Here is an 18,888-nt window from a genome sequence, read left to right as displayed (position 1 = left end):
CCCTTCTCAGGGGCTTATATCGGGAGGACGAATCCCGATACCACAAGGCGTCCCGACCGAATGACTCCTGAAATGCCCGTTCCCGTCATGCCTGCGCCAGTCCGTGACACCGAGGCCCGGATCGGCGCCGTCCCGGCCGGGGAGAGGCTGCCGGAATGGGACCTGCGCGACCTCTACGCCCGCCCGGACGACCCCGCCCTTCTCGCCGACCTGGACACGGCGGAGCGCGCCGCCCAGGCCTTCGAGGCGGCCCATGCCGGCCGCCTCGCCTCCCTCTCCGGCGACGCGCTGGCCTCCGCGCTCCGCGAGTACGAGCGGATCGAGGAGGTCATCGGCCGCGTGATGTCCTACGCGCAGCTCCTCTTCAGCGGCGACGCCCAGAACGCGGAGAACGGCCGCTTCTACCAGACCATGCAGGAACGGGTGACGGGCATCGGCAGCCACCTCCTCTTCCTGACGCTTGAGCTGAACCGGCTGGACGACTCCCTGCTGGAAGGTCGCATCGCCGGCTCCGCCGCGCTCGCCCACTGGCGTCCCTGGCTGCGCGACCTCCGCGTCTTCCGCCCCCACCAGCTCTCGGACGAGGTGGAGAAGCTGCTCCACGAGAAGGAGGTCACCGGCCGCTCCGCCTGGAACCGCCTTTTCGACGAGACGGTGGCCCATATGCGCGTGCCCGTGACGCGGGAAGGCCGGACGGAGGAGCTGACCGTCTCGGCGGCGCTGAACCTCCTCTCGGACGGCAACCGCGCCGTGCGCGAGGCCGCGGCGGCCGGCGTCTCGAAGGCCTTCGGCGACAACATCCGCCTCTTCTCCCTCATCACCAACACGCTGGCGAAGGACAAGGAGATCATCGACGGCTGGCGCAACTACCCGCGCCCCGGCACCTCCCGCAACCGCGCCAACATGGTGGAGGACGAGGTGGTGGACGCCCTCGTCTCCGCGGTGGTGGAGAGCTTCCCGCGCCTCTCCCACCGCTACTACGCGATGAAGGCCCGCTGGCTGGGCCTGGAGAAGCTGAAGCACTGGGACCGCAACGCGCCCCTTCCGGGAGACGTGGACCGCAGCATCTCCTGGGAAGCCGCGCGCGACCAGGTGCTCAACGCCTATGCCGCCTTCAGCCCGGAACTCTCCGCCCTCGGCCGCGACTTCTTCGACAAGCCCTGGATCGACGCCGCGTTGCGCCCGGGCAAGGCGAGCGGTGCCTTCGCGCACCCCACCGTCCCCTCCGCCCACCCGTACCTGCTGGTGAACTATCACGGGAAGACGCGGGACGTGATGACGCTCGCGCATGAGCTGGGCCACGGCGTCCACCAGCGCCTGGCCGCCGGCCAGGGCTACCTCATGTCCGGCACGCCGCTGACCCTGGCCGAGACCGCCTCCGTCTTCGGCGAGATGCTGACCTTCCGCGCCATGCTGGACGCGGAGACCGATCCCGCACGCCGTCGCCTGATGCTCGCCTCCAAGGTGGAGGACATGCTGAACACGGTGGTCCGCCAGATCGCCTTCTACCGCTTCGAGACCCTGCTGCACGACGCTCGCCGCAAGGGCGAGCTCTCCTCGGAGGAAATCGCCGCCCTCTGGATGCGCGTGCAGACCGAGAGCCTCGGCCCGGCCTTCGACTTCACCCCGGACTACGGCGTCTACTGGTCCTACGTGCCGCACTTCGTGCACACGCCATTCTACGTCTATGCCTATGCCTTCGGCGACTGCCTGGTGAACGCCCTTTACGGCGTCTACCAGGACGGCGCCGTGCCGGACTTCGCGGGCAAGTATCTCGACCTGCTGCGCGCGGGCGGCACGCTGCGCCACAAGGACCTGCTGGCCCCCTTCGGCCTCGACGCCTCCAACCCCCGCTTCTGGAAGCGTGGCCTGGACGTGATCGCCGGCTTCATCGACGAGTTGGAGCGCGCGGATGGCTGACCGGGAAAACACCCTTTTCGGCGAGATCCGCCGCATGGCCCGCACCTCCGGCGCCGTGGGCGGCATCGCCGCCCGCGTGGCGGGGGAGCGCTTCCTCGGAATCAAGACCGACAAGGCCGCGCATGCCGAGGACCTGAAATCCATCCTCGGCGGCCTCAAGGGCCCGCTGATGAAGGTGGCGCAGTTCCTCTCCACCGTGCCGAACGCACTGCCGGAGGAGTATGCCCAGCAGCTCGCCTCCCTCCAGGCCAACGCGCCCCCCATGGGTTGGGCCTTCGTGCGCCGCCGCATGGGCACGGAGCTCGGCCCGGCCTGGGAATCCAATTTCACGGAGTTCGGGCGCGAGGCTGCCGCCGCCGCCTCGCTCGGCCAGGTGCACCGCGCGACGCTGAAGGACGGCACGCTCGTCGCCTGCAAGCTGCAATACCCGGACATGCCGAGCGTGGTGGAAGCCGACCTGAAGCAGCTCCGCCTCGCCATGGGCCTCTACGCGCGCATGGACAATACGATCCAGCACGACGACGTCTATGACGAGCTGAGCGAGCGCCTGCGCGAGGAACTCGACTACGAGCGCGAGGCCGCGCAGATGCGCGCCTACGGGCTCATGCTGCGCGACGAGCCGGCCGTGCACGTGCCGACCCCCGTGCAGTCCCTCACCACGAAGCGCCTGCTAACGATGAGCTGGCTCGATGGCCGCTCCATCCTTACCCGCCTCTCCGAGGAGCCCTCGCTGGAGGAGCGCAACGCCTACGCGAAGGCGCTGTTCAAGGCCTGGTACGTGCCGCTCTACCGCTACGGCATCATCCACGGAGACCCGCATCTCGGGAACTACCAGGTGCGGCCGCCGGGAATGGAGAATGGCGACGGCGGCATCAACCTTCTCGACTTCGGCGCCATCCGCGTCTTCCCCCCGCGCTTCATCACGGGAACCCTCACCCTCTACGAGGCGGTCCGCGACTCCGACAACGACAAGGCCGCCCACGCCTTCGAGCTCTGGGGTTTCAAGGACCTCAAGCGCGAGACGATGGAGGTTCTCCTCCGCTGGGCGCGCTTCCTCTACGAGCCCCTGCTGGAGGACCGCATCCGCCCCGTGCAGGAGACGAACGACCCGCAATACGGCCGCAAGGTCGCGGAGGAGGTCCATGCCGGCCTCAAGCGCGTCGGCGGCGTCCGCCCTCCGCGCGAGTTCGTGCTGATGGACCGCGCCGCGGTCGGCCTCGGCAGCGTCTTCCTCCGCCTCAAGGCCGAACTGAACTGGCACCAGCTCTTCCACGAGCTGGTGGACGACTACCGCGAGGAGGACCTCGCCGCCCGCCAGTCCGCCACGCTGCGAGAGGCCGGGGTGCCGGAGACGGCGCCCTAGGCCGCCCCCCGGGCAGCCGCCTCGCTCCGCCCCACCAGCTCATCGAAGGCCTCGATGGGCTGGGGGCGGCCGATCAGGTAGCCCTGCATCTCCTCGCAGAGCGCCGCGCCCAGCAGCGCGCGCTGGGCCTCCGTCTCGACCCCTTCCGCCACCACCGGCAGCGCCATCGCGCGGCTCAGCCCGAGGATCGCCCGCACCATCCCCCCGCAAGGCCCGTCCTCCGTCATCTGCCGCACGAAGCTGCGGTCGATCTTCAGCTTGTCGAACGGAAAGGCCCGCAGCGTCCCCAGCGAGGAATAGCCCGTCCCGAAATCGTCGAGGGAGAGCCGCAGCCCCAGCGCCTTCAGCGCCCGCAGCGTCTCCAGCGCGCGCTCCGTGTCGTGGATCAGCAGCGTTTCCGTGATCTCCAGGTCCAGCCGCACGGCCTCCAACCCGGTCTCCGCCAGCACGCGCGCCACCTGCGCCGGGAAGTCCGGCTGCTGCACCTGCAGCGCGGAGACGTTCACGGCCACCCGCAGCGGCCGCGGCCAGCTCGCCGCCTCCAGGCACGCGGTCCGCAGCACCCAGTGCCCGATCGGGATGATGGCGCCGGAAGCTTCGGCGACGGAGATGAACACGTCCGGCGGCACATCGCCGCGCTCCGGATGCCTCCATCGCAGCAGCGCGTCGAAGCCGGTGATCTCGCCGGTCCCCGTCTCCGCCTGGGGCTGCCACGCCAGCGAAAGCTCCCCCCGCCCGGGCGCCATCCGCACCTCCCGCTCCAGCGCGCGGCGCCGCCGCAGGTCCCGGTCCATCTCCGCCTGGAAGAAGGCGAAGCTGCCCCGCCCGCCGTCCTTCACGCGGTACAGCGCGACATCCGCCGCCCGCAGCAACTCCCCGGCGCTCCCGGCATCGGTGGGATAGAGCGCGACGCCGATCGAGCAGGAAATGCTGGCCTCGGCCTCCCCCAGGTCGAAGGGATCGGAGAGCCGGGCCGCCAGCCGCTCCGCCAGGACCTGCGCCGCCTCCGGCAGCCCCGCGGGGGACTGGATTACGACGAACTCGTCCCCGCCCAGCCGCGCGCAGAGATCCGTGGGGCGCACAGCATCGCGCAGCCGGTCGGCCACCTGCTGCAGCAGCCGGTCGCCGGCGGCGTGGCCGTGCACGTCGTTCACCGGCTTGAACCGGTCCAGGTCCAGGTAGAGCAACGCGAAGGCCGCCCCCGTCCGGTCGGCGCGGGACCGCTCCTCCTCCAGCCGCTGCATCATCTGCGCCCGGTTGCCGAGGCCGGTCAGGGTGTCGTGATGCGCCAGGTGCCGGATCCGGCTCTCCGACTCCAGCCGCTCCCGCAGGTCGCGCAGCGCAATCACGGTGCGGGGCCCGGCGCCGGTGTCCATCGCCCGCCGGTGCAGCTCCACGGGCACGCCGCTGGCCAGGACCACCTGCGGCATCTCCCAGGCATGCGCCCGGTCCTCCTCCCGCAGCAGCCCCGTGAACTCGCCGCCCAGCATCTCCGCCCGCGTAAGCCCGGTGAGGGCGCCCAGCCGGCTGCTCGCATCGGTGATCCGTCCCACCTCGTCCACCACGGCCAGCGCTTCGAAGGCCGCGTCGGCCAGGTGCCGCAGCCGTTCCGCCTCAGCCAGGTCGGCCGCGGCGCCCAACCGCGCCTCGATCGCCAGAACCGCCAACCCCGCCACCAGCACCCCGGCCGTCCCGGTGACGACGATGGCCGCGAGCAGCGGGCGCGGCATCCCGGTCTCATCAGCCGCCGCCAGCGGGTCCGGCCAGACCTCCACCGCGCCCATGCCGGCGAAGTGCAGAGAGACGACGGAGAGAAGCAGCAGCCCGCCGCCCCCGAGGCGGCGCGGCAGCCCGGCAGCCGGCCGCAGCACCTCCAGTGCCAGCGCGGCCAGCCCCGCGGCGAGCAGGACGGAGGCAATGGCCAGCCCCGGCACGTAGCCGATGCGCCCGGGCAGCTGCAGCGCCGCCATGCCGAGATAGTGCATGGCCGCGATCGAAAGCCCCGCCTGGGCCGGCCGCAGCCAGTCCTTCCCCGCCCCCGCGCGCCGACCCACTGCCGGCAGCAACGCGGCCGCGAGCGAGGCCGCAAGGCAGATGGCCGCGGCAATGGTGACGATCGTCAGGTCGTGGCGCTCGGTCAGGCAGCCGATGATCTGGATCATGGAACGGTCCCTGAAGGCCGCCCGATAGATCGCCGCTTTCCGTTGCCATCCCGTGAATGACGTCAGCCCGGCGGCGCGACTTCCATCCCCAGCAGCAGGAAGGAGAGGGTCTTGCCGTGCCCGTCCAGGTTCAGCGCCCCGTTCACCCCGCCCTCCAGCACGTCGTCGAGCACGAAGTTGAACCCGTGCAGCCGCGGCAGGTCGTAGCGCACCACCTTCGTGCAGCCGCGATGCGCAAACAGCGCCATCACCCGCTCTTCCGTCACCTCCGCCGCCAAATGCTGGAAGTGCCGGGGATCGCGCGCGAAGAGGCCGATGTTCAGCCGGTTGCCCTTATCCCCGGCCCGGGCATGGGCGAGTTGATGGAGAATCAAGCCACGAACTCCACCCGGGGATGCACCCGGTCGCGCGGCACCAGGAAGGAAAGCGTCCGCACCCGGTCCACCACCCGCATCCGGGCCCCGCCGCCGCCCGCCGGCCCGCAGCAGAGCAGCGCCAGCACCTCCCGGGTCGCCCGCTCCGCCAGCGCGCGCGCCTCGGTCGCGAGCGAGAGCCGCAGCCGAACCTCCGCCGGCTCGTCCCGCCGCTCCCCGCGCAGCGCCCCCGAATCCCCCTCATGCACGCTCGCCACGCCGATCAGGTCCAGCCGTGCCCGCCCTTCCAGCCCCAGGTTCCGCGCCCGCTCCAGCAAGGTCCGCCCGGCCAGCTCCGCCCGCGCCCGCGCATTCGGCCCGGCATAGGAGATCTCGCCCTCGCCCAGCCATCCGCCTGGGAAGGAAACGGTGGCCTTCAATCGCTCCGGCCGCGGCTTGCCGCGGCACCCCCGCACGCGCACCCGGTCCGGCCCCTCCTGCTCCAGCTCCACCCCCGTGATGTCCAGCACCACGTCGGGCGTCAGATAGGCCGCGGGATCGTGGATCTCGTAGAGCAGCTGCTCCTTCACGGTCCGCAGATCGACCAGCCCGCCCGTGCCCGCGGGCTTGGTGATGGTGAACCCGCCATCCCCCTCAATCTCCGCGATGGGAAAGCCGATCTCCGCCATCCCCTCCACGTCCTTCACGCCGGGATCGGCAAAATACCCGCCCGTCACCTGGCTCCCGCACTCCAGCAGGTGCCCGCAGGCCGTCCCGGCCGCCAGCCGGTCCCAGTCATCCTCCGCCCATCCGAAATTCGCGATCATCGGCCCGAGCGCGAGCGCCGGGTCCGAGCATCGCCCGGTGATCACCACCTCTGCCCCCCTGAGAAGGGCCTCCGCGATCGGCCGTGCGCCGAGATAGACATTGGCCGCGATCACCTTCTCTTCGTCCATCACCGCCCCGGGCTCCCCCTCCCAGGGCGCGAGATCGTCGAGGGCATCGGTGCCGCGCACGTCGTCCCCCTCCACCACGGCCACGCGAAGCCCCTCGATCCCCAGCTCCGCTGCCAGCCGCTGGGTCGCCCGCGCCGCCGCCTGCGGATTCGCCGCCCCGCCATTCGTCACGATGGGGATATGGTGTGCCCGGCAGGTCTTCAGGATTGGCCGCAGCAGCGCCTCCAGCATCGGCTCGTAGCCATGCCCTGGATCCTTCAGCCGTTCCCCCTGCGCCAGCGCGAGCGTCCGCTCGCCAAGGCATTCCAGCATCAGCGCCGCCGGCCCCCCGGCCGCCGCCAGCGCCGCGACCACGGCGATGGGGGCGTCGATCCGATCGCCGGAAAACCCGGAGCCGCATCCGATCCTCAGCATCTCCGGCATCAGTCCGCCTTGATGTCGGCGGCGCGGATCACCTCGCGCCACTTGGCGATGTCACTCTCGAGGAAGGGCCGGAACTGCGCCGGCGCCATTCCCACCGGCTCCAGTCCCTGCTCCACCAGCTTCGGCCGCAGCGCAGCATCGTTCAGCGCCTTGCTCAGCGCCGCGTAGATCTTCTCCAGGATCGGTGCCGGCAGGTTGGCCGGCGCGAAAAGCCCATGCCACGCCGAGACGTCGAAATCCGCGATCCCCTGCTCGATCGCCGTCGGCACCTCCGGCGTCCATTCCAGCCGCCTCGCGGAGGTCGCGGCCAGCGCCTTCATCTTCCCGTCCCGCACGAAGGGCAGCACCGCCGTGACCTGGTAAATCGTCATCGGCACCTGGCCGGAGATCACGTCCGTCAACGCCTGAGGCGCGGAACGGTAGGGCACGTGCTCCAGCGGCGCCCCGGTCTTCAGCTTCAGCAACTCCCCCGCGAGGTGGGACGAGGTGCCGTTCCCCGCCGAGGCATAGGCGACGCTCCGCTGCGTCTTCGCCCAGGCGATGAACTCCGGCAGCGTCTTCGCGGGCACGGCATTGCCGACCACCAGCAGGTTCGGCGCGTTGGTGACGAGCGAGACCGGCGTGAAGTCCCGCAGCACGTCATAGGGAATGGTCCGGATCAGCGTCGCATTCACCGAGTGCGAGGCGATCGACCCCATGCACAGGTTGTACCCGTCCGGCGCCGCCTTCGCGACGGCGTCCGACCCCACGATCCCGCCCGCGCCCGGGCGGTTCTCCACCACGATCGGCTGCCCCAGCTCCTCCGTCATCCGCGGCGTGACGAGGCGGGTCATGATGTCCGTGCTCGTCCCCGCGGCGAAAGGCACGATCATCCGGATCGGCCGGGTCGGCCATGCGGCCTGGGCCAGGGCCGGGCGGGAAAGGGCAGGGGCGGCAAGGGCGGCCCCTGCAGCAAGCAGGGCCCGGCGCGTGCCGGCGATGGGCGTCATGTCTGTTTCCTCGGCTGGCGGGTAGAGCCCGCGCTTCCCGGCAAGATTGAACCGGGCACAGCCCATCGGACAATTGAAAGCTTCTGATCGGCCCCATAGAGAGACGCTATGCCGCCCAGTCTTCGTCAGGCCCGCGCCTTTGTCTCCGTCGTCCGCCTGGGCAGCCTCACACGGGCGGCTGAGGCGCTGGGCGTCTCGCAACCCACGCTCACCGTCCAGCTACGCCAGTTCGAGGAGGCACTGGGCCTGCGCCTGCTGGATCGCGGCACCCGCGGCACCCTGCCCACCACCGAGGGGCTGCGCCTGGCGGCGGAGTTCGAGCGGCTGGTCGGCGATTTCGACCTCCTGATGACCCAGGCGCGTGACGTGGCCGCGCAGCGCGTCGGGACGGTGCGGCTCGCCGCGCTTCCCTCCATCGGCACCACGCTCCTGCCCCGTGCCCTGGCACGTCTCCGCGCCGACCGCCCCGGCATCCAGGTCCTGATCCGGGACGCCGTGGCCCGCCGCGTCGCCGCGCTGCTGCGGGCAGGGGAGGTGGAACTCGCCATCGGCACCGAGCTGGAGGCAGACCCGGAACTGGAAGCGGAGCCGCTGATCGTGGACCGGATGGTGGCCGCGGTCCCTTTCGGCCATCCCCTGGCCGGGCGGCGGTCGGTTCGGCTCGCCGACTTCGCGGGCGTGCCGCTGATCCTGACCGACCCCGAGAGCAGCGTCCGCGTCCTGGTGGACCGCGCCTTCGCCGGCCAGGGCCTCTCCGCCACCCCCGCCTACGAGGTCACCTACATGAGCACCGCGCTCGGGCTGGCCCGCGCCGGGTTGGGCGTGGCCATCCTGCCCTCCTCCGCGGTCGGCACGGATTCGCCGGGGCTGATGCCCGTTCCCATCGCCGGGCCGGAGATCCGGCGGGACATCCTTCTGATCCGGCGGGCCGGCCGAACCCTCTCCCCCGCCGCCGAGGCCTTCCTGGCGGCCCTGCGGGATGCGGCGGGGGCCGCCGACTAAGGCGCCTCGATCCTTCCGGGCTTGCAGCTTTCGTTAGGCCCCGCGATCCTGCGCAACCAGGAACGACGGGAATGGAATGATGCGGCTTGCCGTAATGAAGGAGCGCCGGGCGGACGAGGCTCGGGTAGCGGCGACGCCGGAGACCGTCAAAAAGCTGATCGCCCTCGGGAACACGGTCGCGGTGGAAGCCGGGGCGGGCCTCACCGCCGGCATCCCCGATTCCGCCTATGCCGAGGCCGGGGCGGAGATCGCCCCGGACGCCGCCGCCGCCCTGTCCGGCGCCGGGATCGTGCTGAAGGTGCGCGCCCCGCTGGCCAGCGGGGAGGAGGGGCCGGACGAGCTGGCCCTGATCCCGCGCGGCGCCCTGCTGATCGCCACCATGAGCGCGGACAAGGATTCAGTCGCCCGCCTTGCCGCCGCCGGCGTGGACGCCGCCGCGATGGAGCTCCTGCCCCGCACCACCCGCGCGCAAAGCATGGACATCCTCTCCTCCCAGGCGAACCTCGCCGGCTACCGGGCGGTGATCGAGGCGGCTTCCGCCTTCGACAAGGGCTTCCCCATGCTGATGACGGCGGCCGGCACCATCCCCGCCGCCAACGTGCTCGTCATGGGCGCGGGCGTCGCCGGCCTGCAGGCCATCGCCACCGCCCGCCGCCTCGGGGGCCGGGTCTCCGCCACCGATGTCCGCCCGGCCGCCAAGGAGGAGATCAAGTCCCTCGGCGCGAGCTTCGTCGGCTACGAGGACGAGGAGTCGAAGGCCGCCCAGACCTCCGGCGGATACGCCAAGGCGATGAGCCCGGAATTCCTGGCCAAGCAGGCCGAGGTCGTCGCCGCCGCCATCGCCAAGATGGACATCGTGGTCTGCACCGCCCTGGTCCAGGGCCGCCGCGCCCCGATCCTCGTGACGGAGGCGATGGTCGCCTCCATGAAGCCCGGCTCCGTGGTCGTGGACATCGCCTCTGACGCCGGCGGCAACTGCGCCCTGACCAAGCCCGGCGAGCGCGTGGTGACGGAGAACGGCGTCATCATCCTGGGCTGGCGCAACTGGCCCGCCCGCATCCCGGCGGCGGCCAGCAGCCTCTACGCCCGCAACCTCCTGACCTTCCTGACCACCTTCTGGGACAAGGACTCCTCGAAGCCGGCCCTTCCGGCGGAGGACGACCTCGTGCGCGGCGTGATGCTCACGCGCGGCGGCCAGGTGGTGCACCCGAACTTCGCCGCCGGCTGAGGGAACCCGACACATGCACGCTGAGGAACTCGCCATGCGCGCCCAGGCGATGGCCGAACGGGCCATGGCCATGGCGCTGGAGGCCCGCGCCGCCGCCGGGGAAGCCCTGCCGGGCATCGAGGCGCATGCGGCCGCCGCCGAGCCCTTCCTGCTCCTCTTCACCATCTTCGTGCTGGCCTGCTTCGTTGGCTACCACGTGGTCTGGAGCGTGACGCCCGCGCTGCACTCCCCGCTGATGGGCGTCACCAACGCCATCTCCTCCGTCATCGTGGTCGGCGCCATGCTCGCCACCGGGCTGGGCGAATCCTGGATCGCCCAGGCCTTCGGTTTCCTCGCCGTCACCCTGGCCGCCGTGAACATCTTCGGCGGCTTCCTCGTCACCCGGCGGATGCTCGCCATGTTCCAGCGGAAGGGCTGAACCGGTGGCGCACACGCTCTCGACGCTCGCCTACCTCGTCGCCTCGATCCTCTTCATCCTGGCGCTGAAGGGACTTTCCCACCCCCGCACCAGCCGCCGCGGCAACATCATGGGCATGGTCGGCATGGCCATCGCCATCGTCGCCACCCTGGCCCAGCCGGGCATGCGGGTCGGCGGCATCGGCCTCATCATCGCGGGTCTGGCCATCGGCGGCACCATCGGCGCGGTGGTGGCCAATCGCATCCAGATGACAGCCCTGCCGCAGCTGGTTGCCGCCTTCCACTCCCTCGTCGGCCTCGCCGCCGTCTTCGTGGCCGCCGCCGCCCTCTACGCGCCGACCAGCTTCGGCATCGGCACCCCCGGCAACATCCACGCCCAGTCCCTGGTGGAGATGTCGCTCGGCCTCGCCATCGGCGCCGTCACCTTCTCCGGCTCCGTCATCGCCTTCGCCAAGCTGGCCGGGCGCATGTCCGGCGCGCCCATCCTCTTCAAGGGCCAGCACCCCCTGAACGCCGCGCTCGGCGTGGTGCTGGTCCTGCTGATCGCCACCTTCGTCGCCACCGGCGGCCCCGCCTGGCTCTTCTGGATCATCGCGATCCTGTCCTTCGCGCTCGGCTTCCTGCTCATCATCCCGATCGGCGGGGCGGACATGCCCGTCGTCGTCTCGATGCTGAACAGCTACTCCGGCTGGGCCGCGGCCGGCATCGGCTTCACCATCGGCAACCTGCTGCTGATCGTCACCGGCGCCCTCGTCGGCGCCTCCGGCGCGATCCTTTCCTACATCATGTGCAAGGGGATGAACCGCTCCATCCTCAACGTCCTCCTCGGCGGCTTCGGCGCCGATGCGGGTGGCGCGGCCTCGGCCGGTGCAGGCGCCGGCGGCCCCGCCCGCCCCGTGAAGTCCGGCAGCCCGGAGGACGCGGCCTACATCATGAAGAACGCCGGCAAGGTCATCATCGTCCCCGGCTATGGCATGGCGGTGGCCCAGGCCCAGCAGGTGGTGCGGGAGATGGCCGACCTCCTCAAGAAGGAGGGCGCGACGGTGGAGTACGCCATCCACCCCGTCGCTGGCCGCATGCCCGGCCACATGAACGTCCTGCTCGCCGAAGCCAACGTCCCCTACGACGACGTGCACGAGCTGGAGGAGATCAACCCCGAATTCGCGGAGGCCGACGTGGCCTACGTGATCGGCGCCAACGACGTGACCAACCCCGCCGCCAAGACCGACAAGTCCTCCGCGATCTACGGCATGCCCATCCTGGAGGTGGAGCGCGCCAAGACCGTGTTCTTCGTCAAGCGCGGCATGGCCAGCGGCTATGCCGGTGTGGAGAACGAGCTCTTCTTCCGCGACAACACGATGATGCTCTTCGGCGACGCCAAGAAGGTCACCCAGCAGATCGTCCAGGCTCTCCAGAAATAGGCGGCATCGTCTGGAGGCGGCGGGCCACCTCCGCCTCCAGGCTCTCCAGCATCGCGTCCCGCATCCCCTTCGCCCGCAGGATCCCGGCCGCGTCCATCAGGTAGGCGGCGCCCGACCCGTTCGGCCCCGCGGCGCGGGACAAGGTGTCGGCGGTCTCATGCACCGGCCGCTCCCCGACATGCAGCCGGTGCCCGCGCCTCGTCATGAAGCACAGCGCCCGAACCGGCGCGCCGCTCCCGTCATGCGCCGTCGTCAGCAGGGCGTCGTGCCACTCCGGCACGTAGAAGCCAGGCCCCATCTCCTGCTTCCAGACCGGCCAGAGATGCGCCGCCACGTCCGGCCCCGGCAGATGGAGCAGCAGCCCCGCGCAGGCCAGCGCCGCGTTCGGCTCCAGCCCGAGCGTCAGTCCCGGCCGCGCCGGCGTCCCCCGGTCGTGCACATCGGACAGGTCGTAGCGGCGGGCGAATCCCGGCAGGCGCGCGGGCGCGACGATATCGGGCGCGGCCTCCCCGTGCCGCCACATCAGCGCGCCATAGGCAAAGACCCAGATCCCGAGCTTCGGGTCCCGGTCATGCAGGAACACCGTCATCTCCGCCCGCAGCCGCAGCTCGTCCGGCGCGGGCACGGGCGGCCCCTCGGGCGGCGGCGGGACACGGGCAATCAGTTCGGGCGTGAGCTGGGGCATGGGGCGTCCGGTTCTGCGACATGCGAACGGGGCAGGGGCCCCGCGGTTGTCCGGGGAAAGGTGACGGCCGCGCCGCGCCGTGCTGCCATGCCGGCCTGATCGGGAGTTCGGTGCGATGCGGCGACGGCAAATCCTCGGGGCGGCCGGCTTGGCTGCAGGCGCCGCCCTGGCATCCCCGCGCCAGGGGGCGGCGCAGGGCGCCCGGGTCCTGAAGTTCATCCCGCAGGCCGATCTCTCGACCCTCGACCCGCACTGGAACACCGCCTACGTCACGCGCAACCACGGCTTCATGGTCTTTGACACCCTCTACGGCACGGACGCGGACTACCAGCCGCAGCCGCAGATGGTCGAAGGCCACAGCGTGGAGGAGGACGGCCGCCGCTGGACCCTGACGCTCCGCGAGGGCCTTCGCTGGCATGATGGCGAGCCCGTCCTCGCCAGGGACTGCGTCGCCTCCATCCGCCGCTGGGCGAGCCGGGACGGATTCGGCGCCACGCTGATGGCCGCGACCGACGAGCTCTCCGCCCCTGACGACCGGCACATCCTCTTCCGCCTGAAGAAGCCCTTTCCGATGCTGCCCAACGCCCTGGGCAAGTTCGGCGTCTTCATGCCGGCGATGATGCCGGAGCGCCTGGCGAGGACCCCCGGTACCACGCAGGTCGCGGAAATCGTCGGCTCCGGCCCCTATCGCTTCCTGGCCGGTGAGCGCGTCCCCGGCGCCCGGGCCGTCTACGCCCGCAACGAGCGCTACGTCCCCCGCCCGAACGGGACGCCCAGTGGCACCGCCGGCCCCAAGATCGTCAATCTTGATCGGGTGGAGTGGCTGACCACCCCGGATCCGGCCACCGCCGCCGCCGCCCTCCAGGCCGGGGAGGTAGACTGGTGGGACTTCGCCACCCCCGACCTGCTGCCCCTGCTGCGCCGGAACCGCAACCTGACCGTGGCCGTACTGGACCGCGCGGGCTACGGCGCCAGCTTCCGCATGAACCACCTGCAGCCGCCCTTCAACAATCCGCTGGTCCGCCGGGCGGTGCTGGGCGCCATCGACCAGAAGGACCTGATGATCGCCTGCGCCGGCGACGACCCGGCCATGTGGCGGGTTCCCGCGGGCGTCTTCACCCCCGGCACCCCGCTCGCCAACGATATCGCCCTGGATATCCTGTCCCGCCCCAGGGACCTGGAGCGCTCGAAGCGCGAGCTCGCCGCCGCCGGCTACAAGGGCGAGAAGGTCGTCTTCATCGTCCCCACCGACCTGCCCCACCTGAACGCGATGAGCGAGGTGATGGCCGATACGATGAGGAAGATCGGCCTGAACCTCGATTACCAGGCGACGGACTGGGGCTCCGTCCTCACCCGCCGCGCCAGCAAGGCCGCGCCCGATGCCGGCGGCTGGAGCGCCTTCGTCACCTTCTCCGCGGGATCCGACAACGCCACGCCGGCCGCCAACACCCAGCTCCGCGCCAATGGCGGGGCCGGCTGGTTCGGCTGGCCCGACGACCCGGAGCTGGAAACCCTGCGGGACGAGTGGTTCGACGCCCCTGACCTGCAGGTGCAGAAAACAGTCGCCGGCCGGATGCAGCGCCGCGCCTTCGAAACGGTGCCCTTCATCCCGCTCGGCCAGTACTTCCAGGCCACCGCCTACCGGAACACGCTGCGGGACGTGGTGCCGAATTTCGCCACCTTCTGGGGCCTTAGCAAGACCGGGTAGAAACGCCAAAAGCCGCGATGCGCGGGGTGATCCCGCGCCGCGGCTCCTGACGTCATCGGTGTCCCGCCCCCCGGACCTGATCGGTCAGGGGCGGGAAGGGCTCAGAAGCCCTCGCGCTCCAGGCGCTTGCGCTCGACCTTGCGGGCGCGGCGAACGGCCTCGGCGGCCTCGCGCGCACGGCGCTCGGAGGGCTTCTCGAAGTGGCGGCGCAGCTTCATCTCGCGAAACACGCCTTCGCGCTGCAGCTTCTTCTTGAGCGCCTTCAGCGCCTGGTCGATGTTGTTGTCCCGAACGACGACTTGCACGCGGCAACGACCTCCTGGTCAGGGGTTGAGTTTGACGATCGCAAAAGGCCGGCGGGACCGAATCCCTTCCGGCGAAAGCCCGGCCGTGTAGCATGCGGAGCAAGGGGGGCGGAAGCCCGAAACGCCGCTGCGCCGCACACTGGTGACGAATCCGGCCACCGCTCCAACATGCGGGGCTGGGCCACGGTTGCCCCGACACTCTTGGAACGCGAATGGCCATCCTGAAGATCGCCCGCATGGGCCACCCGGTCCTGCTGCGCCGGGCCGACCCCGTGCCAGACCCCACCACCCCGGAGATGCGCCGCCTGGCCACCGACATGGCGGAAACGATGGTCGACGCCAGTGGCCTCGGCCTCGCCGCCCCGCAGGTCCATATTCCCCTGCGCCTCTTCGTCATGCGGGACGGACCCCGCATCTTCGCCCTGTTCAACCCGGAGATCGCCCCGATCGGGGAGGAGAGGGAACTCGGCTGGGAGGGGTGCCTCTCCATCCCCGGCCTGCGCGGGGAGGTGCGCCGCGCCACCCGGATTGCCTGGAAGGGCCTGGACGCCGAGGGCCGCCCCGTGGCCGGGGAGGCGGACGGCATGGCCGCCCGCGTGATGCAGCACGAATTCGACCATCTGGAGGGGCTTCTCTACCCCATGCGGATGGAGGATCTCTCCCGCCTCGGCTTCAACGAGGAACTCGCGCGCCATCAGGCGCCCGCCGAAGGCCCGAGAGACGGCAAGGAGAAGGCACGGTGATCGAGCGCAGCGCGGAGCGGGACGCCGCCATCCTGGCCACCCTCCCGCATGTTCCCCGCCTCGGATGGACCGCGGCCGCGCTGGAGGCCGGGCTGCGCGGCGCCGGGGAAGAGCCCGCCGCCCATCGCTGGCTCTTCCCGACCGGCCCCGCCGGCGCCGCGGAAGCCTGGAGCGACCTCGCCGACCGCCGGATGGAGGAGGCGGCGGCACGGGAAGACCTCGCAGCCCTCCGCACCCCCGCCCGGATCCGCCGGATCCTCGAGATCCGGCTGCAGCAGACCTCGCCGCACCGGGATGCCCTCCGGCGCGCCCTCTCCATCCTCGCCCTGCCCTGGAACGCCCGCATCATGGCCCGCACCCTGGCCCGAACCGCGGACGCCGTCTGGGCTGCCGCCAGCGACACCTCCGCCGATTTCTCCTGGTACACGCGTCGTGCCTCGCTGGCCGGCCTCTACGCCGCCACCCTGACCTTCTGGTTGCGTGAACCGGAAGACACCGCCGCCGCGCTGGATTTTCTTGACAGGCGAATGACGGATCTGGCGCGCGCCATGCGCCCGAAAGCCGCGAAGGCGTCTTGACGGAGGGTAGACCGCGCTTTCGGCGCGGGTGGCCATGGACGCCGCGCAAACTTGCCATGGCATTTCCGCCACGCCTCATAAGTTGCTGGCAGGGCTCGCGTCTTGCCTTCAAAAAGCCGCGTGCATCGGAGCGAGCGAATCGCTAGATGTGCCTCGGGGCGGGACGTACCGCCTCTCATGCCTCGGGAGACCCCGGACGAAATGTCGCCGATCCGATTCCTCGCCGCCGGTCTTGTGGCCGTCGTTGCCGCCGCCCCTGCCATGGCGCAGACCTGCATGCGCCCCGCCGACAAGGCCGCCTTCGACGTGCGCGCCCTGCAGAGCCAGCTGATGGTGGCCGCCCTGATCTGCAAGCAGGACGAGCAGTACAACACCTTCGTGCGCAGCTATCAGGGCCAGCTCTCCTCCGCCTGGGAGGGCATGTCCACCTACTACCGCCGCGCCAACGGCAACACCGGCGTGCGGGTGCGCGACAACTTCGTGACCGAGCTGGCCAACGTCCAGCAGATGGACGGCAGCCGCCAGGGCACCGCCTTCTGCGCCAACGTCGCCTCTCTCTTCAGCGCCGCCATGGCCGCGCCGAAGAGCACCGAGGGCCTGGCCCAGCTCGCCGTCGCCAACGGCCTGTCCAACCCGCATGGCCGCAGCGAGTGCGGTGCGACCACCCCGGCCGCCGCGAACTCCGCGCCGGAGAAGCCGGAGCGCCGCACGGCCATCCGTCGGGTCTCCACCAACGCGCGCTGAGCCGACCGCTCACACCGAGGGTTCAGAAGGGCGCCGCGAGGCGCCCTTCGTCGTTTCCGGCACCCCGCCGCGCCCGCCCGCCGCCTCCCGCAGCCGGGCGACGCCACGGTCCAACAAGCAGCTGTCCCAGCGCGCCGAGCCAGGGCGGAGGCGCCGCACCCGGCAATCCGCATCCGCCGCCTCCAGCGCCGTCCGCGCGAGAAGGCGGTCCTCCCCGGCGTCCCGCTGCGGCACGAAGAGCTCGCGGGGAGCCGCCTCCTCCGCCCGGGTCAGGTGCTGCTCCAGGCCGTCCGCCGTGCAGCCCGGGAGGAGCCCCGCGCAGGCCTGGCGGGCATTCCTGGCCGTCTCGAAAATATGGAGGTAGCCGGCCAGGGCCGGTTCGCGCGGCGCGGCGCCGCAGCCAGCCATGGAAAGACCGGACAGGAGAAGCAAGGGGAGGAGATGCTCCGCACGCATGGCCAAGCCCCCATGACGGATCCGCTTCGGTGCCGGGCGTCATCGGACGCCGGATTTCCTTTCCTTCCCACAACGAATATCGGGCCGACAAGCCCTGGTCTGAACGCCGGGCAAAAGAAAGGGGCGGGACCTTTCGGTCCCGCCCCCTTCCAAGTCCCGTGACCGGGATCGTGCTGCTCAGCGCAGGACGATCTCGACGCGGCGGTTCTGCGGCTCGCGCACGCCGTCCGCGGTCGGCACCAGGGGGCGGCTCTCGCCGAAGGCCTGGATGGACATGGCGGAGCGGGGCACACCGCGGCGCGTCAGCTCGGCAGCGACGGCCTCGGCGCGGCGCATGGAGAGACGCTGGTTGTACTGCGGGGTGCCGGAGCGGTCGGCGTGGCCGGCCACCTCGATGCGGGTCGTGCCCGTGGAGGACACGGCCTGGGCGGCCTCGGCGATGATCTGGCGGGCGCGGTCCGTCAGGTCGGCGCGGTCGAAGTCGAAGAACACCAGGTAGGTGCGGGCCGGAGCCGGAGCAGCGGCCGGAGCCGGAGCAGCCACCGGAGCCGGGGCCGGGCGCGGCGCGTTGAACGCGTAGCGCAGACCGATCAGCACGGAGTGGTTGAAGTTGTCGGCCTCGAAGCGGCCCGTGCCGACCGTGGTGCGGCCGTTGTTCAGCGCCTGGGCGCCGGTCTGCGTCTGCACGCGGCCGGTCAGCTCAGGGGAGAGCGTGCCGAGGAAGCGGTACTCGGCGGTCAGCGCGAGGCCGGGGACGCCGAGGCCGAAGGAGAGGCCGGCGATGCCCTGGTAGGCGAACTGGCCGTCCGTGTCGTCGATCAGCAGGCGGCTGCCGTTCGGGAAGCGGTAGTCGGTGCCACGGACGTTGTCGTACTGCGTCCAGATGTAGCCGACGCCACCACCGACATACGGGGCAACGGGGATGCCGGGGATGTTGAAGTCGAACAGCACGTTGCCCATGGCACCGTAGCTGCGCGTACGACCGGACTGGAAGCGGTTCTCCACGGCGCCGAAGCGGACGGAGGAGATGTCGTTCTCGCGGTAGTTGCCCTCGGCCTCGATGCGGAGGCCGTTGCCGAAGCCGAAACCGATGCTGCCGACGCCGACCCAGCCCATATCGGACTCGACGCGGACGCGGTTGCTGTTCGGGCCGAGGAACGCGCCGGCGGAGCCGCCGATCGTGTCCTTGCTGTCCTGCTGCCAGTTGAAGCCGGCGCCGCCAGCGATGTAGAGGCCGGTGACAGGCTGGGCCTGCGCGGCGAGGGGAAGCGACAGGATCGTCGCCGCCAGAAGGGCCTTCTTCAGGCTCATGATGTGAACTCCCGATCCACCAGGGCGCTGGCGCGGGAGTCAGGTAGCTCCCGAGTCCGGCGCCGCGTGAGTTTCATTACCACCCCCAGGGCACCCGCGCATCGCGCCAGACCGCGCAGCACAA

At 71.1% G+C, this 18,888-nt stretch carries 18 protein-coding genes; 10 read left to right on the top strand and 8 right to left on the bottom strand.

The window, feature by feature from the left end; genetic code table 11:
- The first annotated feature begins 87 nt into the window (after positions 1–87).
- A complete protein-coding gene (locus J5Y10_RS07230; protein WP_245214374.1) occupies positions 88–1,920 on the top strand; it encodes a M3 family oligoendopeptidase in 1,833 nt (610 codons plus the stop codon).
- Entirely contained in the window at positions 1,913–3,283 is a 1,371-nt protein-coding gene (locus J5Y10_RS07225) for an ABC1 kinase family protein (RefSeq protein ID WP_209372188.1), read from the top strand. Before J5Y10_RS07230 ends, J5Y10_RS07225 begins: the two co-directional genes overlap by 8 nt.
- Here the strand turns inward: J5Y10_RS07225 and J5Y10_RS07220 are convergent.
- The 4 genes from J5Y10_RS07220 to J5Y10_RS07205 form a co-directional block, all read right to left on the bottom strand.
- Positions 3,280–5,445, bottom strand: coding sequence for a putative bifunctional diguanylate cyclase/phosphodiesterase (locus J5Y10_RS07220; protein ID WP_209372186.1), 2,166 nt, complete (start codon positions 5,443–5,445; stop codon positions 3,280–3,282). The genes J5Y10_RS07225 and J5Y10_RS07220 overlap by 4 nt on opposite strands.
- 62 nt (positions 5,446–5,507) lie before the next feature.
- Positions 5,508–5,819: an AtuA-related protein gene (locus J5Y10_RS07215; RefSeq protein ID WP_209372184.1), complete on the bottom strand. Its 312-nt coding sequence runs from the start codon at positions 5,817–5,819 to the stop codon at positions 5,508–5,510.
- Positions 5,816–7,168, bottom strand: a complete 1,353-nt coding sequence (locus J5Y10_RS07210) for an acyclic terpene utilization AtuA family protein (RefSeq protein WP_342452863.1) — start codon at positions 7,166–7,168, stop codon at positions 5,816–5,818. Before J5Y10_RS07210 ends, J5Y10_RS07215 begins: the two co-directional genes overlap by 4 nt.
- 8 nt (positions 7,169–7,176) lie before the next feature.
- Positions 7,177–8,166: a Bug family tripartite tricarboxylate transporter substrate binding protein gene (locus J5Y10_RS07205; RefSeq protein WP_209372180.1), complete on the bottom strand. Its 990-nt coding sequence runs from the start codon at positions 8,164–8,166 to the stop codon at positions 7,177–7,179.
- Positions 8,167–8,274: 108 nt separating this feature from the next.
- Here J5Y10_RS07205 and J5Y10_RS07200 point away from each other — a divergent pair, with 108 nt between their 5' ends.
- The 4 genes from J5Y10_RS07200 to J5Y10_RS07185 all read left to right on the top strand — a co-directional run bounded on the left by J5Y10_RS07200 (position 8,275) and on the right by J5Y10_RS07185 (position 12,234).
- On the top strand, positions 8,275–9,168 hold the full coding sequence (locus J5Y10_RS07200) for a LysR family transcriptional regulator (protein WP_209372178.1): 894 nt from the start codon (positions 8,275–8,277) through the stop codon (positions 9,166–9,168).
- A gap of 79 nt (positions 9,169–9,247) precedes the next feature.
- Complete coding sequence (locus J5Y10_RS07195) at positions 9,248–10,396, top strand: Re/Si-specific NAD(P)(+) transhydrogenase subunit alpha (RefSeq protein ID WP_209372176.1); 1,149 nt, start codon at positions 9,248–9,250, stop codon at positions 10,394–10,396.
- A gap of 13 nt (positions 10,397–10,409) precedes the next feature.
- Complete coding sequence (locus tag J5Y10_RS07190; protein ID WP_209372174.1) at positions 10,410–10,814, top strand: proton-translocating transhydrogenase family protein; 405 nt, start codon at positions 10,410–10,412, stop codon at positions 10,812–10,814.
- Between the two features lie 4 nt (positions 10,815–10,818).
- A complete protein-coding gene (locus J5Y10_RS07185) occupies positions 10,819–12,234 on the top strand; it encodes an NAD(P)(+) transhydrogenase (Re/Si-specific) subunit beta (RefSeq protein ID WP_209372172.1) in 1,416 nt (471 codons plus the stop codon).
- On the opposite strand, the gene J5Y10_RS07180 is transcribed toward J5Y10_RS07185, so the two are convergent.
- Entirely contained in the window at positions 12,200–12,919 is a 720-nt protein-coding gene (locus J5Y10_RS07180) for a gamma-glutamylcyclotransferase (RefSeq protein ID WP_209372170.1), read from the bottom strand. The genes J5Y10_RS07185 and J5Y10_RS07180 overlap by 35 nt on opposite strands.
- Positions 12,920–13,034: 115 nt before the next feature.
- Here J5Y10_RS07180 and J5Y10_RS07175 point away from each other — a divergent pair, with 115 nt between their 5' ends.
- The gene (locus J5Y10_RS07175) at positions 13,035–14,627 is read left to right on the top strand and encodes an ABC transporter substrate-binding protein (protein WP_209372169.1); all 1,593 of its coding nucleotides are present in this window, start codon (positions 13,035–13,037) and stop codon (positions 14,625–14,627) included.
- A 101-nt stretch (positions 14,628–14,728) separates the two neighbouring features.
- Here the strand turns inward: J5Y10_RS07175 and rpsU are convergent, their stop codons facing one another.
- Positions 14,729–14,932, bottom strand: a complete 204-nt coding sequence (rpsU, locus tag J5Y10_RS07170; RefSeq protein ID WP_043829268.1) for a 30S ribosomal protein S21 — start codon at positions 14,930–14,932, stop codon at positions 14,729–14,731.
- 212 nt (positions 14,933–15,144) lie between these two features.
- Here rpsU and def point away from each other — a divergent pair, with 212 nt between their 5' ends.
- The 3 genes from def (at position 15,145) to J5Y10_RS07155 (ending at position 16,997) form a co-directional block, all read left to right on the top strand.
- On the top strand, positions 15,145–15,675 hold the full coding sequence (gene def, locus J5Y10_RS07165) for a peptide deformylase (RefSeq protein ID WP_209372168.1): 531 nt from the start codon (positions 15,145–15,147) through the stop codon (positions 15,673–15,675).
- Complete coding sequence (locus tag J5Y10_RS07160; RefSeq protein WP_209372167.1) at positions 15,672–16,253, top strand: COQ9 family protein; 582 nt, start codon at positions 15,672–15,674, stop codon at positions 16,251–16,253. The genes def and J5Y10_RS07160 overlap by 4 nt, the downstream gene beginning before the upstream one ends.
- A 201-nt stretch (positions 16,254–16,454) precedes the next feature.
- Positions 16,455–16,997, top strand: a complete 543-nt coding sequence (locus J5Y10_RS07155; RefSeq protein WP_209372166.1) for a hypothetical protein — start codon at positions 16,455–16,457, stop codon at positions 16,995–16,997.
- A 9-nt stretch (positions 16,998–17,006) separates the two neighbouring features.
- On the opposite strand, the gene J5Y10_RS07150 is transcribed toward J5Y10_RS07155, so the two are convergent.
- Together J5Y10_RS07150 and J5Y10_RS07145 are read right to left on the bottom strand one after the other, a co-directional pair.
- Positions 17,007–17,453 (bottom strand): hypothetical protein, encoded by a 447-nt coding sequence (locus J5Y10_RS07150; RefSeq protein WP_209372165.1) that lies wholly within the window; start codon positions 17,451–17,453, stop codon positions 17,007–17,009.
- A 177-nt stretch (positions 17,454–17,630) separates the two neighbouring features.
- Positions 17,631–18,764: an OmpA family protein gene (locus J5Y10_RS07145; RefSeq protein ID WP_209372164.1), complete on the bottom strand. Its 1,134-nt coding sequence runs from the start codon at positions 18,762–18,764 to the stop codon at positions 17,631–17,633.
- Between the last annotated feature and the right edge of the window lie 124 nt (positions 18,765–18,888).

This window comes from Roseomonas indoligenes (assembly GCF_017813365.1).
In the GTDB taxonomy this organism is placed as follows: Bacteria; Pseudomonadota; Alphaproteobacteria; order Acetobacterales; family Acetobacteraceae; genus Roseomonas; species Roseomonas indoligenes.
This window is presented reverse-complemented; position numbering and strand designations above follow the sequence as displayed.